Raw genomic sequence first — 19,937 nt, 5'->3', positions numbered from 1 at the left:
TCTTATTCCTCCGCAATCTGCTTAAGCGCATCTATAATTGAGTCAATATCATATTGAGTATTAAACTGACCTAATCCGATTCTCACTGTTCCCAGCGAACTCTTATCCCTTAAGTATTCGTGTATATATGGAGCACAATGAAATCCAGTTCTTACAGCTATATCAAAATCTTCATCCAAAATCATTCCTACATCTTCAGACTTCAAACCATCAAATGTAAGCGAAATAATACCCACATGCTGCTCCAAATCATTAGGCAAATACATATGCACATTTTTTATTGTCTGCAATCGCCTTATTAAATACTCAGTTATTTTCCTCTCATGCTCAAAATTCTTTTTTACATCCAGCGCTTCTAATGCAGCATTTAATCCTGCTATTGCCACTATATTATTACTAGCCGCCTCATACTTTCCTTCTGGATGATTCGGCATATCAAGATTCAAAGAATCACTTCCTGTACCACCGGTAATATATTCCTCAAGCTCAATTCCAGAAACATTTATAAATCCGCCTATTCCAAATGGTCCATAAAGCGTTTTATGCCCAGCAAAAGCTAAGATATCAACATTATTATTTCGCACATCTATAGGTACAAGCCCCAACGATTGAGCGGAATCTAAAACACAAATAGCTTCATATTTCTTAGCTTCTCTAAATATTTCCTCAATAGGAAGTATGTATCCTGTCACATTACTAACATGTGTACAAATTACAACTGATGGTTTTTCTTTTGAAAACTCATATCTTGTTTTATCAAGATCAATCTCGTATCCTGAATCAATAGGCAGTAACTTAACCTTAAAACCAATCTTTTCAGAAACATTGTGAATAGTCCTTGCAACTGCGTTATGCTCATATGGAGACACATAAACTATAGAATTCTTGTTAAAACTAATCCCATGAATGACTTGATTTAATGCCACAGTTATTGAAGGAGAAAAAACTACAGCACTATCTATATCTGCGTGGACAATATCTCTTAATCGCCTTTTGGTATCCGCTATGAGTTCACTTGCTTCCCTTGCCAATTTGTATGAGCCTCTTCCAGCGTTTATTCCAAGCTCTCTATTCGCTTTATCCATGGCAACATAAACGCTTTCCGGCTTCGGAAAAGTAGTAGCTGCATTATCCAGATAAATCATAATTAGTACCTACCCTATTATTTTTTCAACCATTTCAAGCAATATAGCTACTCGATCATTTACACTTAGGTCGTCATATTCTTCAAGCGTATCCTCGAGGATATTTCTTAGGACACTACCCGTTCCTTCACTAACCCGATCATAATACCTTTCAATTTCCTTACCATTTCTTCCTGTAAATGATAATTTCAATTTGCCTTCATTGCTTGCATCTACCATTTTTTCAACGGATTCTTTGACTTCAATTATGCGCTTAGTAAAGTCCTTGTAGGACATATCTGTCCAATTTTCAACATATACGTCTGTTACTGCTTTAGCTACTTTTACAGCAACATCTACATCACTATATACGTTAAGATTTTCGATACATGTCATAAAGGCATTTATTCTACCACCAAGAAGGCCCTGCTTAGAGGTGTTGCTTTGTTTTTCATACCACTCTGTTAGTAAATGATATAGATCAAGTTTCTTCTTTCCGCCAAAGCAATTATAAATATAATCTACAATCTGCCCCTGAATCCATGGCAGATAAGCGCTATAAGCTCTTACACTATCTTTAATAATCTTATAGGCCTCATCTAAGTGTTTTACTTCAAGCTGCTCTGGAATAGTAGCAAACAGTACTTCGTAGGGATTATACTCAACTTGTTGTAGTTCTCTCTTAAGAATCTTCATGGCAAAAGATATTTTTTCATCGTGAACATACTCATTCATTTCAACGAGATTTCTACTAACCTGTGGCAAGGCCCTAAACCAGCGTTGCATACACACAAAAATATCTTTAATTCTATTATCAGAAAGATTTTTGCTATCTTCTACAGAGAAAAGCTGCTTTAGATTATTGATATATTTTTCCTTTTCTATATCTTCTTTCGAGACAAACAAATCGTAATCATCTGGTTTCTCGCACATATTTACAATAATATCAGCTGAAATCTGGACTTCTTTGTCTGCAAAATAAACAACGATATCTTCTTTTCTCTGAGCAAACGCATATGCAAGATAAATTGGAATAACTCCATTTCTAATACCAAATGGCTTTGAACTGAGTTTGTCCACAAGAATTCTCAAGCACTGCCTATTTCCGCTACTTGTTTCTATAAAATCATGGATATTTTCCATGACTTCCTTTAAGTCATCACTTTCCTGTCCTGACCGTAGTTTTGTTACTACAAAAAGAGATCTATATACTGTCGCCTCCTGATTTGTTCCAGAATAAAAATCCACGGTATCTCTGTGACTCAGAATAGCATCTATTATGTTTATCCTTGCCTTTCTAGTCTGACTTGTAGTTATATATGAACGATTAATAAGCTCATTGTTTATTACTGGCGACTTATAGAACAGATTCTTGCAGCAAGAATTAACTGCCATTTCCTCTCTTCCACCGCTCAATTCATGAACCTTACCATCAGCATAGTAGTACACTCTGCTCTGATCAGCTGAATAAACATCATTAAGGACGTCCTCAACTTCTGACGTCAAATCTTCCTCTAACAAAGGTAATTCTCTGTTCAATATTTCATTATCAGAAACAAACGCATGACTATTACGTAGTTCCTGGATTATCTCGTAATCAAGAAGCTTTTTTTCTACTTTGATTGATTTACTTGGTGCAATAAATACCAGTCTCTCACTCGCAAGATCTTTAACATGCTTCTTTACCTTATCCTGATTAGCATTATTCAGGCTAAATAAGGTAATAACTTTGCCATCCGCGTTAGTACCATTAAGCAATGTATCTTCAGAATTAACATTCAAAAACGTATCTACATCAACAAATTCATGCTGAAAATACCTGGTGATCATCTTTTCAGTGTTATAACGTTTTGGCAGTACATAATACTTTCCTGAAATGCTCAACAAAGCATGAGAATAGTCAACAGACCCACTCATCAGATCTCTCTGCCTCTTTATTTCAGTTTTCAACGCAGAGCCAGCTCTTGTCTTAAATGCAAAGGTCCCTGTTGATCCCTTTTGGTATAAAATCTTATTCTCTAAAAGTTCCGTAATAACCTTATTAGCATCTGAAACATCAACAGATAACGAAAGTATTTTGTTGCTCGCAGGCATTTCTTCATCTTTGTTAACTATAAGCAGTATGGCCAATGCCTTTATCAGCTTGATCGCCTCAGTGTCGTCACATTTAGAAATAGCGTATTCTGCTCCAAGCCACACGTTGTGAACCATCTCATTAGTGACTTCTTTTTTGAACAAACCACTAAAATAATCATAAATGAGATCAGCACCGACAAACCATGAATCTTCTTTGCAATGATTCATAACAAATCTAGCCATGCTATTAGGCTCATCATTAGAAATAAATGTGAACAATGTTCTTTCATTCTGAGCAACCTTCTCACTGATGTTTAGCAGAAGATATGCTGTAATAGGATTAAGCGGATAGCAGCCTTTTAAGACAGTACTATCAAAATCCTTATCATCAAAATTACTCTTAAATGCAGGAATCTGATAGTATTGTTGTCTGCTCTCTTCGCTTACAGCTTTCTTGTATTCTATAACCGTGCTAAGCTTCTTTTCATCCTTAACAATCGCATTCTTGATCAATTCATAATTGTTCTTAGATGATGTAACAAAAAACTTTTCTATAATTCTGCCTTCAATTCCAGTAAATGCATTTATTATTTCCTGAGATAAGTAATTTCCATATTCCTTAATACTCTTATGAGCAACCATTGTAATGAATATCTGTGCATTCTGCGAATCTGTCGATAGCTCACAGATATCCTGCAGAAGCTTCATATTCTTTCCAACTGAGCTTTTGTCCTTATCCTGCCCTTCAATGAACTTACTAAATTCATCGAAAACCACATAGATTCCGCTATATCCATATTCCTCTACTAGTTTTTCACTAATACTTTTATATAAGGGCAAAACATCAGAAGCTGCCAATGGATTAAACTCACTTCCTGCAGTTATCTTTGGGTATATCTGTACAAATACATCTAATGCATCCTTTGAGAAGCGCTTAAGTTCTGCACGTAATCCCTTCACTTCTCTGCCACATTTTTGGAGTTCTTTCACAAAGTGCTTGTATGTATCTGGATAATTTGTCTCCCATTCCTCAATTCTTGCATTTGCAAGCGAATAATAAGTATCAGGAGATATGTCTTCAAGCCCGTCTCTTTTTAACGCATCGTTAAGAGCCAACAAGAATACTTGATTAAGGTCTCCTTTCGAATCATTTAAGATAACTGGTAAAAATCTTTTCTTCTTATCCCAAATTCTTCTAATGTTATCAGCAGCTCTCTCTCCTATCTCATCCACTGCTCTAAACTTTTTTTCTAATTCAGAAATAATATGGTCATTCTCAACACTTCTTTCCATTGACAGCACTGCCAACATAACCAGAAGCAGATGTGACTTTCCCTTTCCATATGGGCCAATCATCAGAGTCGCCTGCTCTTTATTATTTAAAACCGCTTCTAAATAATCATTAAGAAACAATAATGATGACTTAGTTGGGATATAGCTTAATACCTTTTCCCCTTTGTTAAGGCTAAGATATAGATTAATTGCAGTTTTGAAATTATTGTTAAATCCCACAACTTCTTTAAGGCTATCTATACTCATTTTCACACGTCCTATCTCTTATTCTTGTAATACTCTTCCAGAACATCCATTGAATTAAACTCTTTAACTTTATAGATCATGTCAAGTCCAGCTGTCCTATCAACATGAATATATCCAAGTGCATCTAGCTTATCCAAAAAGTCATTGATCATCACCAATGTCATCTGATAAATCTTCTGCAGGCCATTTTCATTGGATGTCAGCTCTTCGATAGATATGGATTCTCTACCTTCAAACATATTGGCAAGCTCATACAACACAATCCACTCATTGATTATCCTTTTATCAGCATGTGTCTTTGAATATCTTCCATCGATCTTCTTTAACAATTTCAGTTCTGAAAAAGGAGATATATTCTTATCTTCTGGATCAAATATCTCTTTTGCATTTGAATACATATTCAAAAGAACATCAACATCACTTTTAAGCGAGTTTTCAGAGTATGTTGCTCCTTCAACATGCTTATCCAATTCCTTTTTTAGTACTTGTTGGATCTGATCCCTATTAAGGTCATCAATCTGACAACGGTTAAAAAACAAATACCAAGATGTTGCCTCTTCAACATTCTTTGCAATGTTGGAATGTAAAATCCAAAGTGTGAAAACGTCCTCAAAATACAGATCATTTTCATAAATCATATTTCCAATCTTGGTAAGACTCGCTCCTTTTCCTGGTGCTTCGGTTATAAGCCCAAAAGCTTTAAGCCAATACCTCAGGGACTTTACCATGTTGTTTCCTATGCCAAATACATCCGGAGCCTCTTCACTCTGAAAAATCCCAGGTTTCTCTTTTACAATTATTAATCCTTTATTAAGCCACCCTTCACGAAGGGCAAACTTCTCATGTCCTTGAAGTCTAATCTTTATCTTATTTGCAGCCATTTCAAGCCCTCTTTATTCCCAATACTTTTCTCATATAACATCCAGCATTAAAATGTCCAACACATTCCGTACATCTAACGCACTTATCATTGTCTATCGTATAGCTGATATTGCCTTGGCCATCATCCTTAACGCTTATAGCGTCATGCTTACATACAGCCTCGCAAGCCTTACAGCCCAAACACATCTGATACTTTGTGAGCTGACACTGTATTTTCATTTCAGCGGCAGCCAGGTTCTTCGAACCAGCTATCTTTGTGTCCTTAATAGTTACCTTAAGCTTAGTACTTCCCATTCTTCCTTGAAGAATAAGTACCACTTTTCCGTTCTTATTAAGTACATAAACTTCTCCAAGTCTCTTGTTTCCAAGTTCCTTGTTAATATATCCAAAAGGTTTAAAAAGTTCATAGAATTCATCAGTTATTGGCCTTTGAAGAACATAATTGAATGCATTCTCATCTGTAGCACATGGTTCAAAAGTCACAATAGACTTCTGTGCAGCCTCAAGGCCATTTCCTCCCTGACGAGCTTTCCATCCACCTTCAGCAACATAATCTTCCGGATCTGGTTTACCAATCTGCTTTGCAAATGCCACTAGAATATCATGCCAATGAACGTACTGATCATACATATGTACTTTTGCTAAATATTCAGACCAACCACCATTATTAGGACAACACCAGCATCCCACTCGTGTCCATCCCAATCTGTATGCATAGTTAAAATCTATTCCTGTGGTTAATATGTAAAGCCATACATCAAAATCTATCCATTCAATAATCGGTGATGCCACTGTTTGCTTAGTTATCTTCGGACTTTCGCTTTCTCTTTCATACTTGCTTCTGCTAATAGACTCACTATGTCGGATTCCTTGAAAGCTAAGAATATTAGTCTTATCTTTAAACGCTGATGAAATGGTCTTCTGGATAGCACCTGTCTTAAAAACAGTACAGCACCATCTCATTACTCTACTTGGCGGCCCAACAACATTGCATAGATCCTCAAAATTCTTTTCTCTATTTTTAGCTGTAAGTATCCTAACCCCCATAGATTCTTCGTTTTTGTTGAATCTCTTTTTGTATTCCATTGTGTATGGGAACTCAAGCGTAGTATCGCCAAAAATATGTAAAACCTTGTTTGTTCCTAAAGCTGTATTCACAAGATGTGACGTAACAGTGGAATCCTTGCCTCCACTAAAAGAAACCATCATGTCATCTATGCTATACTTATCTGTGTATTTCTGGATAAAACTTATAGCTTCTTCAGTAATATAATTGTATCTATCAGCATTTGCAGATATGAACTTTTTAATATGCTCATCAAAGTATTCATAGTTTAAGTCTTGTACAGCTTCATCATAAATGTCTTTGACTTTTTTTATCTCTTCTATCGGCTTAGAATTTTCTTTGCTAACTGAAAACTTTACCTTCTTCCCGTTGATAATATAGACATTTGAGCCATACCAAACAGAATCCTTCTGGTATTTAAAAGGATCCCCTGATATCAACGTTGATATTAGAATGTTTTCCTCTGGAAACACTGGACGAATATCTGTTGCGATATATTTACCTTGTTTTCCACATACAGGACATTCCTTTTCATAAATCGGAACTTCACAATGGTCACACCAATATATGGTAGAAGAATTCTCCGTAGGATGTCCACATTTAGTATTTATGCACTTTGCACCATTCATAGGCACTTTGCATTTAGGGCATATTCTTTCAATCATCTTTTTTCTCTTCCTATCATTTTCATACCCTTCTATGATACTAAAAAAGTAACGTTATTCATAGATACCCAGTGAGCGCACAGATTAATTATAATCAAGTTTGAGCGTAAGAGAATAAATTCACTCCATATTTTCAATTTCCCAATTTTAGTTAAAGGAATGATCTCTTTCTCTTACTATTCACTTTCTAACGCGGTAGCTCAGCTCCACATCACCATTATCTGTAACCTCAATCTCCAACTGGTTCTTCACCTTGCGTTTAATATAGTTTTTCACTTCATCATCATTCATGCTAATCCTTGTCCTGCCAAGCACGTCCGTCATAAGGCTGTATAAATTAAGCTCAAGTGATGCCTTAATCGATCTAGCAAGTTCTTTTTGTATCGCCTCGTTCTTGATTTCTTCTGCTCCACCAGCATAAAAACTATCGATGTAGCAATAGAAGATATCATTTTTCATAAGAGCTTCTTTAAGTGCGTAGCTGCACTTCTCATGTTCTACCATTACTAGGAATTTTGCCTGTGGAAGTTCTTCCATAAGTCCCCAGTAATCTGAATCGCTTGAAACTAGAACAAAGGAATCTACATTATTTGCATAAAATTCCCTACAAGTACGAGCAGTAACCTTTACATCAGCTAAAGACTTATTATCTTTAAGACGTTCAATCATAATGTACTCTACAGGGATATTAATGTAAGATCCCAGCAATTCCCATGCTGAGGCAGCATGAACATCATCGAACAGAATTATCTTTTCGATTTTCTTAAGACGCTCCGGTTCCAAGTTTCTAATAGCAGCGCATAAACTATATGGATCAGAATTCTCACAGTCTACTATAAATACGCATTTTTCGCTATTTTCTATAAAATCATATATATTTGCCTTGGTCCTATCACTTACATCAGAAACAAAACTCAGATTTCTGAATTCATCGTTATTCCACTGATATAATAAGGTCACAAACTTTTTATCGTTAAGGAGAATGTTTCCTTCATCCTGAGCAGGCCAGTTAAGGTACTGCTTATACGGATAATAATTCATATTCTCATAGTAGAATGCTGCTGCTTTCTTTGTTCCCTCTTCAGTTAAACCATCCGGCATAATAAAAATATCCGACAGATAATCCCAATTAAGCCATTCTGGAAAGAGATCTCTGCAATTGTTTATTCTGCTCTTTATATTCTTGTTCAGATTTACAAGATATGGAGTAGGATCCTTCAAATGCACATAAATCTCAATACCATCATCAGAAAGCGCCTGCATAGCACTGATAGGCATATATTCGGGCATTCCTAAGATGCTTCTGCCCTCTTGCTGAATTCCCTGACATATTTTTAGAAAATTATGTTCCATCTGAGTTCTAAGAATACAAAGATTTCTTATTATACGCGCTCTTTTATCAAGTTCTAATTTCTTATATATTTCAAGCTTCGGAGGTTCGTTCTCATTCTCAAAATATCTTTTATGTATGCCCAGGAGATATGCTACTTTTGACACAATGTCATACTGCTCTCCATGAGAACTATAACCAGCCTGCTCATTTATCATGGCTATAACATCTGCAAAATTCAGAGATGTATTATTCTTTGTTGTAATATCCATAAAGTCCCACCTTTTTATCTGTTTTCCCTTGATTTTTAGATTATCCTAAATCATCCTGAATCATCCTGAAGCCCACTTCCTCATAATCCTCATAATCCTATTCTGACAAATTAGGTGTCCCAAAAACCTCCCTAGGTTTCCAAACAAAGCAAACAAAGCAAACAAAGTCCTAAAAAGGGCAGCTCAAAAGAAGATAATCTTTAAAGCTGCCCCCCAATAATACTATTTCTCATTTATATATCTGAGCTTATATTCTTATCGCTTCTCCATAGCCAATCACAAAATCCCATCATCACGCTGTTGTTCCAATTTTTCATTTTAGGATGTTCTCTCATAAAATCTCTCAAAGCAACATTTCGATAAATCGGCTCTTCTCTTGAATCAAAACGTATCCCAACTCTGGAGCAGTATTCATCCAACGTGTTACGTGTTGAAACCGGAATATATTGGTCAAAGCAGTACACTGTCAACAATTTATACTTAAAAGCATTATTCAGTTCGCATTGCTCAATAGCCTTCAGATTTTCAGTTTTACCAGCATTTATCAATCCAACAATCTGCTGCTTAATATGTATAAAAGCCCCTTCAATATCATCACCAAATTGATTTGCAAACGTCTTTGATAACTTAATTTCAACGCCATTATTTAAATATACTCCAAAGACATCAAACCAAACATTGCCCATATGTCCGATAATATCCATCTCATACCTTAATGTCCGGCAAAATGAATTAGGATTTCCAAAGCCAGCCTTTGAAATCATATAATCATCAAGAGACAGATCTAGTATCGTTTCTGGCGGATACTTTTCAACAAAGCTTTGAACATATTTAGCACACTCTTTACTTGAAAGTAATGCTGCATCCAATTTGTTATTTATGAAATAATCCAAAGTATTCATGACAACCTCCTAAGAAGCTTTAAACCACATCCCTATTGTATTACTCCGCCACGTACTTGTGGCATGCTTAACAGTATTTTTAGAATAGTTTAAAAATCTTTCATCAAAAATCCACCAAATATATTCCCACACTTATCTGCTTGAAGGATCCTTTCTGGTTAATCTGTGTTATCTTTGCCTTCAGCAGCTTCCCAGCATCCATAAGTCTTGCAAATACTATGTTATCCTTCTCAGGAACGTATCCTAGCTTTTTCTTGTCCTCATTTAGGATAAGAATCGCATTATTATCAAATTTGTTTTCCTCACGTTGAAGGGTAAGCACATCACCCACCTTGATACTCTCAAGCACAGAACTATCTTCTAGGTGTGTTGTCCCGGCAATATATGAATCGAAAAGATGGATCTCTTTAATTAGAGGCTTAATGATATCCCCAAGTTCATGTCCTTCTATTGCCGCAACAGCACTTTCTTTTTTCTCTACTAATTCATTTGCCATGTAATCTTAACTCCTTTTCCCATGATACCTTCAAGGATTTCATCGAGCTGGTTGCTGTAATCCTCATAGGATTTCAGTTCTTCCTTAAGGTCAGTCTTCTTTGCTGCAACTGAATCTGTATTCTCTAGCAGATACTTATACTGATAAGGGTCTGTTTCGCGAATCTTAAGTATCTCCGCCTCAAATTCAGCAATCTTCTCGTCAATATTTGGAATCTCAAAGTCAGTTCCTTCCATATCCATCTCTTCAAGAGCCATGTTAACAAGCACTTCCAGTTCCTGGAGGCTCTTAAGATCATTGCAGTCATAGCTGATAACAACTCTGTTCCAGAGATCCATAAGAGTATGTGATTCAGATACCGCAGGGTTGATATCCGGATGTATCTTTTTAACAAGCCTATGGTAGATTCTCTTTATCTCAAGAGCATCTTTCTCAGTAATAGTGCCATCCTTCAAAGACTCTTCATGCTCTTTTACCATATCCTTTAGCTGTGCCTTAAACTCCGCCATCTCTTTTTCCAGGTATTCCTTCATAGCTTTCTGATCAACAGCTTTGCCATGGTTAAGAGCAGCCTGGCAATATTCAATTGTCTTCTTTTTCTGAATGCATTCTATCTTCTTTTTGAAGACGTCCAGGATAAGGTCCCCAAACTCTCTGACGTAGGCCCTATGATACTGAAAAGCCTCTTTCTTAAGGTTATCCCTTCGTGTAATCAGTTCCTCATATCTGGCATAGGAAGTGTTTTCGCCTCTTATAATTTCATCCATTTCAAATCACCTCGAATCCATACAGGTCACGGTAAACTGATGTAAGCTTTACATTATCTACTGCAGCATCCTTGAAGAAGTCATCGCGTGAGTGATACCACTTGCCATTGAAGCAGACAACACACTCATTGCCCTCCATTTCTGATTCTAGATGCATTTCTTTGTCATCGTAAAAGAATCTGATCTTATGAGGAGTCTTCAGAAGATAATAAAGATCATAAAAATCGAAGGTTTCTTCATCAAACTCTATAAGCTCATAGAGGTCATCAATAAGCCATTTCATGATATTGAGATTACCAAAGAAGGCATTAAACCTGATTCTCTGAGCAAGCCAGTCTTTTGCTCTCAGGTAGAGATTGATTGCTGCGTCTACGTCTTCCTCTGCAGTCTTGATTCGGGCAAGTCTGGTATACACTTCCGGTACCGGATCAAAAACATTGTCGCACTTTTGGACCTTTTCATAGAGCTTCTTGATCATGCTCTCATGCTTATTCTGGTCCTTATCGACGTAGTAACCGTTCTTGTACATGTCAGCAACCTTATATTCAGCAACAAGATTGCCCTTGTCCATCATCTTGGAGAAGCACTCGAAGGCTTTCTTGTAATCACGTTCTCCGGTCCTGCCATAGTACCAGATATAACCAAGGCACTCATATGCTTCGTCATAGTCCATGGTTGCAGCCATCTCGTAATATTTGAGTGCAAGATCAAAGCGCTTAAGTTCATAGTAGTAACCACCAAGCCACATCATGTCCCTGGGATCTTTTTCTTCCTCAATAAGGAAGTTCATTGCCTCTATAAACATGAACTCGTCTTCATCAGTTATTCTCTTGTTTTCATTGAAATCCTGAACTATTTTTCTTGCTTCTTTTACTGTCATAATGACCTCCGAATACGATATAACAATTATATCATTTACCGTTTCCCATATTGTACAAGGTTGGTTCTGATAAAAGGTCGCCTGAGAGGAGACCTGCGTATTACATGTCATCCATCTCATCTTCAAAATCCAACCAAGCTTCAAGCCTATCGTCTTCTCTATCCCTGCGAAACTGATCCTGACGGCGTTCAAATTCTTTGCGTTCTTTCCTGCTCATACCACCTACAAGATCCTTATACTGCTTATCTGTAAGCCTTACATCTTTGTCTTTCTTATTATTTCCAAAAAACATAATCAAAATCTCCTTCCTTAAAAGGGCACAGGGGCAGGAAATGATATATGATCATCCCCTACCCCAACTTATATTTTTCATTCGATTTCTTATCCAAGCTCCCCATCTCTTCTACAGACTTCATAAAACTCGCAGGTCACGCAGAAGTGTTTGCAAAATCTGTTGTTTCTATAGATGCATTTCTTTATCCAGTAAATGAGTCTGTTCATAAGCCCACATCCTTTCCGAACAACTACGCTGACTAACTCATCCCCATATATCTTTTTTTCTTAATCACAGTATAAATATTTTAAAGTCCCATAAAAATGACAACTATATGATGTGGTCTCCAAGGCATCTTCCACCACAAAAAGTACAATATATTGTGTCGCAATACAAAAAAGACTCCGTAACAATCGCAACGAAGTCTTAGAAATCTGTATTTAGTTTTATCTCAAAAAGGTAAAGGTACCTTCACTGCGGCAGGCTCCCGGTGGAGGTACTTTTTTAATATCCTATTTCTCTGCAGAACAGGTCCACAGACTGTACTCTGTATTCGTTTGGTCGTGAAGTGCTTTTCATCTGAATCTGCCCATCCGCCCTTATTTCCAACGTAATGACTGTTCCATCTGATTTAGTAACTGTCATCTTCTCACCTGAAGGAGCTCCTGCAACATCTCCTTTATTTGTAAACTCCTCAGAAAAGAGATTACGCCAGCGTCTCTTTATCTCTTCGATAATCTTTCTATACCTTACAAAATCCTTTGGATGGATCAAAAATATATATGAACGCTGCGTTCCTTTATGGAAAGTAAGAATAACTGGCTTTGCATCCGGAATCCTATCAAACATCACATTCTTATAGTCATCCCACTGAGTATAGGTTCTCCTGCCCTTATGACAGTAATAAACAACGTTGTAGCCTTCGTTATAGTATCTTTTCACCTCATTGGGGAATATATATTTGTCGGCATCCTTAGCCAGATAATCATTATTATCCATAAGACCGTTGTCCGGATCCATAAAGATTAAATCAGCTCCATCCAACGCCCCCATGCTTTTGTTAAACCAGGTGATTCTTCGATGCTCTTTCTCTGGCGGATTTCCCTGAATCTTAAGAAGTCCATCAAAGTATAATGCGTCTGAAATAATCCCTGCATCTTGCACAGCCTGAACAGATCTATCGCCATTATCAACAAGCTTTTTTAAGGCATCAAAAACTGCAGGGTCATACCTTCTCATATCCTCTTTTTCCAGATAGCTGATGTGCTTCCCATCATTAGAACCATCGTCCTCTGTGAGATACCAGTTTATTCCCACTTTAACTCCGGATTCAGAAAAAGCCCGAAGTAAAGAGTATTTTCCATAATCTCCTACATCTCCGACATATTGATTTTTCATAATGCCCCCTAATTACTTATCCTCTGAAGAATCCCTGCAACATCTACCCCAGGATGAGTAAAGTACATTCTGCAGATTTGTTCCGAAAGATCTTCTGATATTTTCAGTTTCGCAGCTATCTCTTCGTGAGAAGCTCCCTTGTCGGCAAGCTTCATTGCTTTGGTAATGATCGAGTCTATATTCTTTGGTAGAGAGCCGGTGCTTCCAGTGGTCTTTATAACTTTCTTTTCAAAAGAAAAACCATTCTTGCCCCGGATCTCAAGAATCGCATATGAGACTTCCTGATCTGGTTTTCTTTTTCCGCAGCATCCGGGATTAAACCAGACCTGTCCGTTCTTTTCGACCAGGGAGTACTTGTGGCTGTGCCCATAAATAATTATGGGAAGATCCATAATGAAATCATCAATCTTTCCCTTGTTGTGGAAAACATAGATCTTATTGCCTTCAAATTCGAGAAGCGCTTTCTCTGGAAGGTACACTGCCCAATCCTTGTCAGCATTTCCTCTGACCGCAGTCACCGGAGCTATCTTTTCAAGCTCATCGAGCACTTCCTTCTTGTCGATATCACCGGCATGAATTATGTGATCAACACCCTGCAGGCCTTCTATCACTTCTCTCCTGAGAAGCCCGTGAGTATCAGATACAATACCTATTCTCATCTTATGTCTCCATCTTAGTCTTCGGTTTCATCCTCTGTAAGATATGTTTTCAGCACTTCCATAATTTCTTTGTTCCGCTCAAGCAGGTTGTAAACACCATCTTCAGATAAAACTCCGCGCTTCAGATCTTCCGGATATAGTCCCTGCTCATCCGCCTCAAAGTCTTTTTTCCACTGCTTGCTACCATAGTAGTCGGACAGCTTCTGAAGGTCATCCTGCATGTGCTGAAGATCAAAGATATTTGCCTCCAATGCTTTGAGAGTCTCATTGGCCTTCTGATAGATTGCCTCCATCTTGTTCAGATTCGCTGGCACATTATCTCTCTGAAGACGCTTAGCGAAGTGATTCTTCTTGTGCTCGTATCTCTCGGCAGCTTCCTCTGGGAATAAATGAATACTTCTATTGTTCAGAACCTCTGCAACGCGCTTGTGGGCTTCCTCATCAGAAAAGCCTTCCTTAATCTGGTCCTTGTATATAGCGTACATCAGATTTGTGCAAAGAGCCTTGGCCCTCTGTTTCAGATCTGAGTAATGTTTTACTCTTGGTGGATGTTTCTTTTTGCTCATGATTAGTGTCCTTCTGTAATTATCAGCTTTTTAAATTATAACAAAAAACTACGCCACCAATAACTGATGATGACGTAGTCAAAACGCTTTCTACTGTTTATTCAGTTATTTTTTGCACAAATAATGCCATTTTGTCTATCTATCTCTAAATTATTAGAGAAAAACATCTCAATCCCTTCAGAATGATCAATTACCACTATTGTTTTTCCATTCTTTCTCAAGTCATCCAAAAACAATCCTACAGCTACCTTTTCGGACGGATTAAGTCCTTTAAATGGCTCATCTATTCCTATTATTTTCGAAGTAGTGTGAATGCTTCTCAGGAGCTTAATTCGGATATTTTCTCCACCTGACAAGGTTTTTGTCGGTTGACCCAATTTCAAATGTCCAACCTTAATCATTTCTGCTTCATGCAATGCATTGGATATCTTTTTGTCAATATCAGAGAAAAAGCCTGCAGCCTCACTAACCGTCATACTCCAAACATCAAACATATTCTTTCCATTAATCCTGAATTTCTCTATTTCAGGATTAAACCCAGTTCCATGACACACATGGCATTCTATCTCTATCTTTGAATCTTTATCGCCAAACTCCAAATATCCAGATCCGCCACACTTTTTGCAGCAACCTTCATTACCGGTAAGATTCGAGAATAACTTTTTGTCCTTTTTAAATCTGTTTCCAAATACCAATGCTATTTTATTGGCCACATCAAGAGCTGTCGCAACTGAAGAGTTCTTATTTCCAAGCAAAGCTTTCTGATTTATGTATACATATTCGTTCAGCACTTGTGGAAAATACTCTCTTAACAGTGTAGACTTCCCTACACCAGAATCCCCAGTAATAAGGTTCATTCGCCCATCTGCAATAGAAATATCTACTCCTTTGTATTGGTAAACATCACTATGTGCAACAATACGCATCATTTTATCGCACTTTGGAGCGCTAAACTTATGTTTTTCTTCCTGCAGTGCTAAATACTTCTCGGTATCAATTATATATCCTCCTTCGCTACCTCCTGTAGGCCCCAGACATATTACAGAATCCGCTTTCTGAAGAAATGATTTACCATGATCTACTATAACTATAGTATTGTCTTTTGCTAAATTTTCTATATTTCGCTGGATGATTGGGCGCTCATTTTTTGACAAGCCTGCAAGCGGCTCATCAAGCACAATCATCAAATTTGATAATTGCGTATTAAAGACCTGAACAAGCCTAAGCCGTTGAAGTTCTCCGCCTGACAATGTTGGAATACTTCTATTGAAGTACAAATGCCCTAGCTTCAATTCAACAGCTTTCTTTACAAATCCTGAAATCTTTGAAACAGCAAATTTCATGTGTACATCATTAACATTTGTTGTTAAATAATCCAACATAGGATAAAGCTGATCAAATTCAGTAGTTTGGAACTCTCCTATAGACATTCCATTAATGTTGTAATTAAGATGGTCTTTGTTGTAACGCATACCATGACACTTTGGACATTCCACATATGAATAAAAAGCTTTACTGATGGAATTTCCAGGCATCAAGTTTCTATCCGTCATAACTCCGTAGTACTTCGTTGTCCTACTTGCTATCCTACCAACCTTTTTATACTTAATTGAATACTTATTTATGCTCTCACCATAAAGCAGTTTTTCTTTTGCTTTCGATGGCAAATCTCGATATTGAGTATCTGGATCTATGCCTTCATCAGCACAATATCTGCATAGTAATTCAGAATAAAAATCTTTATACTTGTTCCAGCATCTAAACGGAATATTTCTTACTGTAGAATCATAATCTATTATTTTATTTACATCCAGAGCATTAACAAATCCGACTCCATGACAGCATTCGCATACATTTTCTTCTTTAGTCAACAGAAAAAAATCATCTTCAAGATCCAACATGGCCGAATATATCAAATTGATCTTATTGGATACACCAAAATAGGATCCTATCGTAGAGCGCGTATTATTGTTATAATTCGTCTGCTTAATCGGAACCGCAGGAAGCATGTTCCGAAAAGAACGCACTTTGTATGTAGGCTCAATGACATCATCAGCAAACATGGACATATACTCATGCTGACCTATCTGGGATATTGTAGAATACGCCAAAGTGGATTTTCCACTTCCTGATGGACCCAAAATCAGGTTGATCCCACCCTTAACAAGCTTGACATCAATGTTCTTTAGATTATTCGTTTCGATACCTTCAACAAATATATCATTACTCACTATGCTTGCTCCTTTCTTGCATAACTCTATACAAGTCTTCTATCAAGAAATTAAGCGTTTTCTTAGCATGTACACAAAATCGTGTATCTATCGAATGAATTGTATTACCCTCTTTAGAGTACATGGCATTTAGAGGACATCCGCCCCCACAAATTCCTAATGCAGGGCAATCCAAACACTCTTCCTTATTTACAGGAGAAAGCTTTGACCACTCAATAAAGTCTTCATTCGCCTTACAATCAAAATCATCATCATCAATTGTTGTGACGAAATACTTTTTATCATATAGACAGCCATGACATATTCCCACCTGACCATTAGGTGCGATTACAATTTGTCCTCCACTAGTGGCAGCACAGTCAGAATAATATACCTTCGCTTTGCTAAAAGCATCCAGCTTTCTAAGCATACGATCTTCCATTATTCCCAGTTCTCTTAGTTCCTTGAATTCGTCAATAATGAAATCCGCAGCTGCTTCGTTATATGATTCCGGTAATACAAATGTGTCGCTAGACATCATAATATTAAAGCCAAAACCCTTTATTCCATACTTCTTAACCAAGTCAATTACATGTTCTCTATGCTTAACAGTTTCTTCACTGAGAGTGACTGAAAGAGAAATGTTCGCTCCTAACTGCTGACATAAGCTTACCTTTTCCAAAATTTTCTTAAAAACAGTATTTCCATCCCTGTCAATTCGCATACTGTTCTCTTCTTCGGTAAAACCGTCAATTGAAACACCTATTCCAACTTTTAAATCAATAAGCTTTTTTATTCTCTCTTCATTAAGTAAAAGCCCATTTGTTACCATGGACATCTGCAAATTCTGCAAACAAGGTTCCGTTTCCTGTAGCTTAGTTAGCTTTTCTGCTATGTATACCAATATTGAATAATTTACTAAAGGCTCTCCACCATAAAAAATTACTACCGGCTTCTCCTTTTCAAAATCCAATCCCGATTTTTTCAGTTGTTTAACAAAAAAATCAACAGCTTTGCTTGCATTTTCTTCAGACATGCTTTCCAGGTTAAAATGTTTTCTCTTTTCATCATCATTATTGCCTAAAAAACAGTACTTACACGCAAGATTGCATTGTTCACTTAAAATCATATAACAAACACTTATCGCTGGTTCTGGTTCATGATCGCGTATAAATGTCAGTACCCTATCATCTTCATCTGCCTTATCCGATAGAATTTTCCATTTCTTGAGTAATTGGACTTCGTCCTTTATTTCATTAGGAGCATGCTCGAAATCATCAGAAAAAGAGCTTGCAAGCCACGCTTGCAAGCTCTGATACGATTCTCTCGATAAATACACAGGTTTCATTCTCAATGAATGATACAGCGCTACCGCGCCATCAACCTCAAATGTGTGAGCGAAACGAGAGAGCTTAACCATTAAGCAACCTCCCACTCAAGGTCTTCTGCGGTAATACCGCTCTTACAACCAGTACACTGGGAAATACATCTCTCACATCTGCCACATGAGCAGCTATTACAAGCTGTACAATTACATTTTGCCCCAACAATTTCACCATTAAAGTTGATATTTCCGTAAAGAGCATCATAATCTAATTGACTAGCGTTCATAAGGTTCCTCCTCATCCTTGATTATTGTCCGTTTTAATGACCCAAATTTCAACAATTGGACCAAATATAATTATAGCATTTGCCTTTTTCCCCTTCAACGGAATATCTTGAATTTAGCCTTTTTTAATAAAGCCTTGGTATTATCACCTTATTCCAGCTGCTCTTCTTAATTGTTCTTCAGAATAACCAAATGTATAATCCTCATCACATCCATTACTAAGCCAGATGTCTGCTGCATCATACACGCTCAGCCTTTCAGAATCGTCCTCATCATCCTCGTCATAATCATATCTGTTATGTCTCTTACCCATCTTAAAATCCTCCTAATTTTTTCTTTCTTAATCTAAATCTCTGTAAGTTTCATTATTCAATTGTGATTCCCTTATTCCTTAGCTTTACTACCTCCTTCCTGGTATTATGCTAAAGCTAACCCTGCAAATAGGTCTCCCATGCAAAAACTTAGATGCTCTGTTTCATCTTCCCTTGCAGTTTTATAAAATTCGTTAAGCTCATAATCAGGATTTTGTTCGAGCTTAGCAAATAGCATTGCTGTATTACGGGCATCTGCGAGGCCATCATGTGCTCTTCCTTCAGGAATAATATCTGAAGCAATAAGCGCCTCCTCTAGTTTATATAAGTTCTCTTTGCCCATCTTATGTCCAAATGTCTTTTGACAATCCACCCAATTAGCAATAATAATTTCTATACGTTCATCTTCAATTTCCTTAGCAATCACCTCATGTACGATCTGTTTAGGATCTGAATCACTCCATGAGACGCATCTGACATCTTCGTATGGTAACCACTCAAGGAATTCTTCCAGAGCTTCCTCAAATGAAGGCGCTGTCATCACATCAGCCTGTGATATACCAGTTAAACTTTCTATATAAAAATCAATATGTCCAAATTCCGGTCTAACATATGTACAGAACTCATCAACTATTTCATAGTCTTCATCAAGAAGAACTGCACCGATCTGTATTGTTTCCTGGCACCACTTGTAGCCAAATCTTTTATATCCTTTAGGGACCTTGCACATCTCCAGGTCTATCACCGCATAATACATAAACGCCTCCCACTCATAATTTAAAGGTAACGCTCTGTTCTTTTGATTTATAATCTAATTGTATTTCACGCATCACTTAACATACATATTGAAAACTACGATTTAGGACTCCATATTTCCACTAAAACAGAAAGATAAAATATTTGCTTTTTTA

Annotated in this window: 18 protein-coding genes; all 18 read right to left on the bottom strand. The window is 37.1% G+C overall.

Going from position 1 to position 19,937, the window contains the following annotated elements:
* Positions 1-2 precede the first annotated feature (2 nt).
* The 18 genes from BM086_RS14295 to BM086_RS14220 all read right to left on the bottom strand — a co-directional run bounded on the left by BM086_RS14295 (position 3) and on the right by BM086_RS14220 (position 19,783).
* Positions 3-1,145, bottom strand: a complete 1,143-nt coding sequence (locus tag BM086_RS14295; protein ID WP_092327976.1) for an aminotransferase class V-fold PLP-dependent enzyme — start codon at positions 1,143-1,145, stop codon at positions 3-5.
* A gap of 9 nt (positions 1,146-1,154) precedes the next feature.
* Entirely contained in the window at positions 1,155-4,739 is a 3,585-nt protein-coding gene (locus tag BM086_RS14290; protein WP_092327973.1) for a hypothetical protein, read from the bottom strand.
* Positions 4,740-4,750: 11 nt separating this feature from the next.
* Complete coding sequence (locus tag BM086_RS14285; RefSeq protein WP_092327970.1) at positions 4,751-5,620, bottom strand: DUF4007 family protein; 870 nt, start codon at positions 5,618-5,620, stop codon at positions 4,751-4,753.
* Between the two features lies 1 nt (position 5,621).
* Complete coding sequence (locus BM086_RS14280; RefSeq protein WP_242952219.1) at positions 5,622-7,352, bottom strand: phosphoadenosine phosphosulfate reductase domain-containing protein; 1,731 nt, start codon at positions 7,350-7,352, stop codon at positions 5,622-5,624.
* A gap of 180 nt (positions 7,353-7,532) precedes the next feature.
* Positions 7,533-8,954 (bottom strand): hypothetical protein, encoded by a 1,422-nt coding sequence (locus BM086_RS14275; RefSeq protein ID WP_242952218.1) that lies wholly within the window; start codon positions 8,952-8,954, stop codon positions 7,533-7,535.
* Positions 8,955-9,187: 233 nt separating this feature from the next.
* Entirely contained in the window at positions 9,188-9,856 is a 669-nt protein-coding gene (locus tag BM086_RS14270; protein WP_092327967.1) for a hypothetical protein, read from the bottom strand.
* A 103-nt stretch (positions 9,857-9,959) separates the two neighbouring features.
* Positions 9,960-10,352: an HIRAN domain-containing protein gene (locus tag BM086_RS14265; RefSeq protein ID WP_092327965.1), complete on the bottom strand. Its 393-nt coding sequence runs from the start codon at positions 10,350-10,352 to the stop codon at positions 9,960-9,962.
* Complete coding sequence (locus tag BM086_RS14260; protein WP_092327962.1) at positions 10,337-11,119, bottom strand: hypothetical protein; 783 nt, start codon at positions 11,117-11,119, stop codon at positions 10,337-10,339. The genes BM086_RS14265 and BM086_RS14260 overlap by 16 nt, the downstream gene beginning before the upstream one ends.
* A 1-nt stretch (position 11,120) precedes the next feature.
* Positions 11,121-11,999, bottom strand: coding sequence for a tetratricopeptide repeat protein (locus tag BM086_RS14255; RefSeq protein ID WP_092327959.1), 879 nt, complete (start codon positions 11,997-11,999; stop codon positions 11,121-11,123).
* A gap of 100 nt (positions 12,000-12,099) precedes the next feature.
* The gene (locus BM086_RS14250) at positions 12,100-12,291 is read right to left on the bottom strand and encodes a hypothetical protein (RefSeq protein ID WP_092327956.1); all 192 of its coding nucleotides are present in this window, start codon (positions 12,289-12,291) and stop codon (positions 12,100-12,102) included.
* A gap of 486 nt (positions 12,292-12,777) precedes the next feature.
* The gene (locus BM086_RS14245; protein WP_092327954.1) at positions 12,778-13,671 is read right to left on the bottom strand and encodes a hypothetical protein; all 894 of its coding nucleotides are present in this window, start codon (positions 13,669-13,671) and stop codon (positions 12,778-12,780) included.
* Positions 13,672-13,679: 8 nt separating this feature from the next.
* Positions 13,680-14,330, bottom strand: coding sequence for a metallophosphoesterase family protein (locus BM086_RS14240; protein ID WP_092327952.1), 651 nt, complete (start codon positions 14,328-14,330; stop codon positions 13,680-13,682).
* A 14-nt stretch (positions 14,331-14,344) separates the two neighbouring features.
* Positions 14,345-14,896, bottom strand: a complete 552-nt coding sequence (locus BM086_RS21445) for a DUF4298 domain-containing protein (protein ID WP_242952217.1) — start codon at positions 14,894-14,896, stop codon at positions 14,345-14,347.
* Positions 14,897-14,997: 101 nt separating this feature from the next.
* Positions 14,998-17,127, bottom strand: coding sequence for an ATP-binding cassette domain-containing protein (locus BM086_RS14230; protein WP_092327950.1), 2,130 nt, complete (start codon positions 17,125-17,127; stop codon positions 14,998-15,000).
* A complete protein-coding gene (locus BM086_RS14225) occupies positions 17,120-18,526 on the bottom strand; it encodes a FibroRumin system radical SAM peptide maturase (RefSeq protein WP_092327947.1) in 1,407 nt (468 codons plus the stop codon). The genes BM086_RS14230 and BM086_RS14225 overlap by 8 nt, the downstream gene beginning before the upstream one ends.
* Positions 18,526-18,717: a hypothetical protein gene (locus BM086_RS20590; protein WP_141107757.1), complete on the bottom strand. Its 192-nt coding sequence runs from the start codon at positions 18,715-18,717 to the stop codon at positions 18,526-18,528. The genes BM086_RS14225 and BM086_RS20590 overlap by 1 nt, the downstream gene beginning before the upstream one ends.
* Before the next feature lie 143 nt (positions 18,718-18,860).
* A complete protein-coding gene (locus BM086_RS21020) occupies positions 18,861-19,028 on the bottom strand; it encodes a hypothetical protein (RefSeq protein WP_175560289.1) in 168 nt (55 codons plus the stop codon).
* 104 nt (positions 19,029-19,132) lie between these two features.
* Entirely contained in the window at positions 19,133-19,783 is a 651-nt protein-coding gene (locus BM086_RS14220) for a 3'-5' exonuclease (RefSeq protein ID WP_092327945.1), read from the bottom strand.
* Positions 19,784-19,937 lie beyond the last annotated feature (154 nt).

Source organism: Butyrivibrio sp. YAB3001 (assembly GCF_900112195.1).
Classification (GTDB): Bacteria; Bacillota; Clostridia; order Lachnospirales; family Lachnospiraceae; genus Butyrivibrio.
The sequence above is the reverse complement of the archived record's forward strand: the minus strand, read 5'-3'. Positions and strand labels throughout refer to the sequence as shown.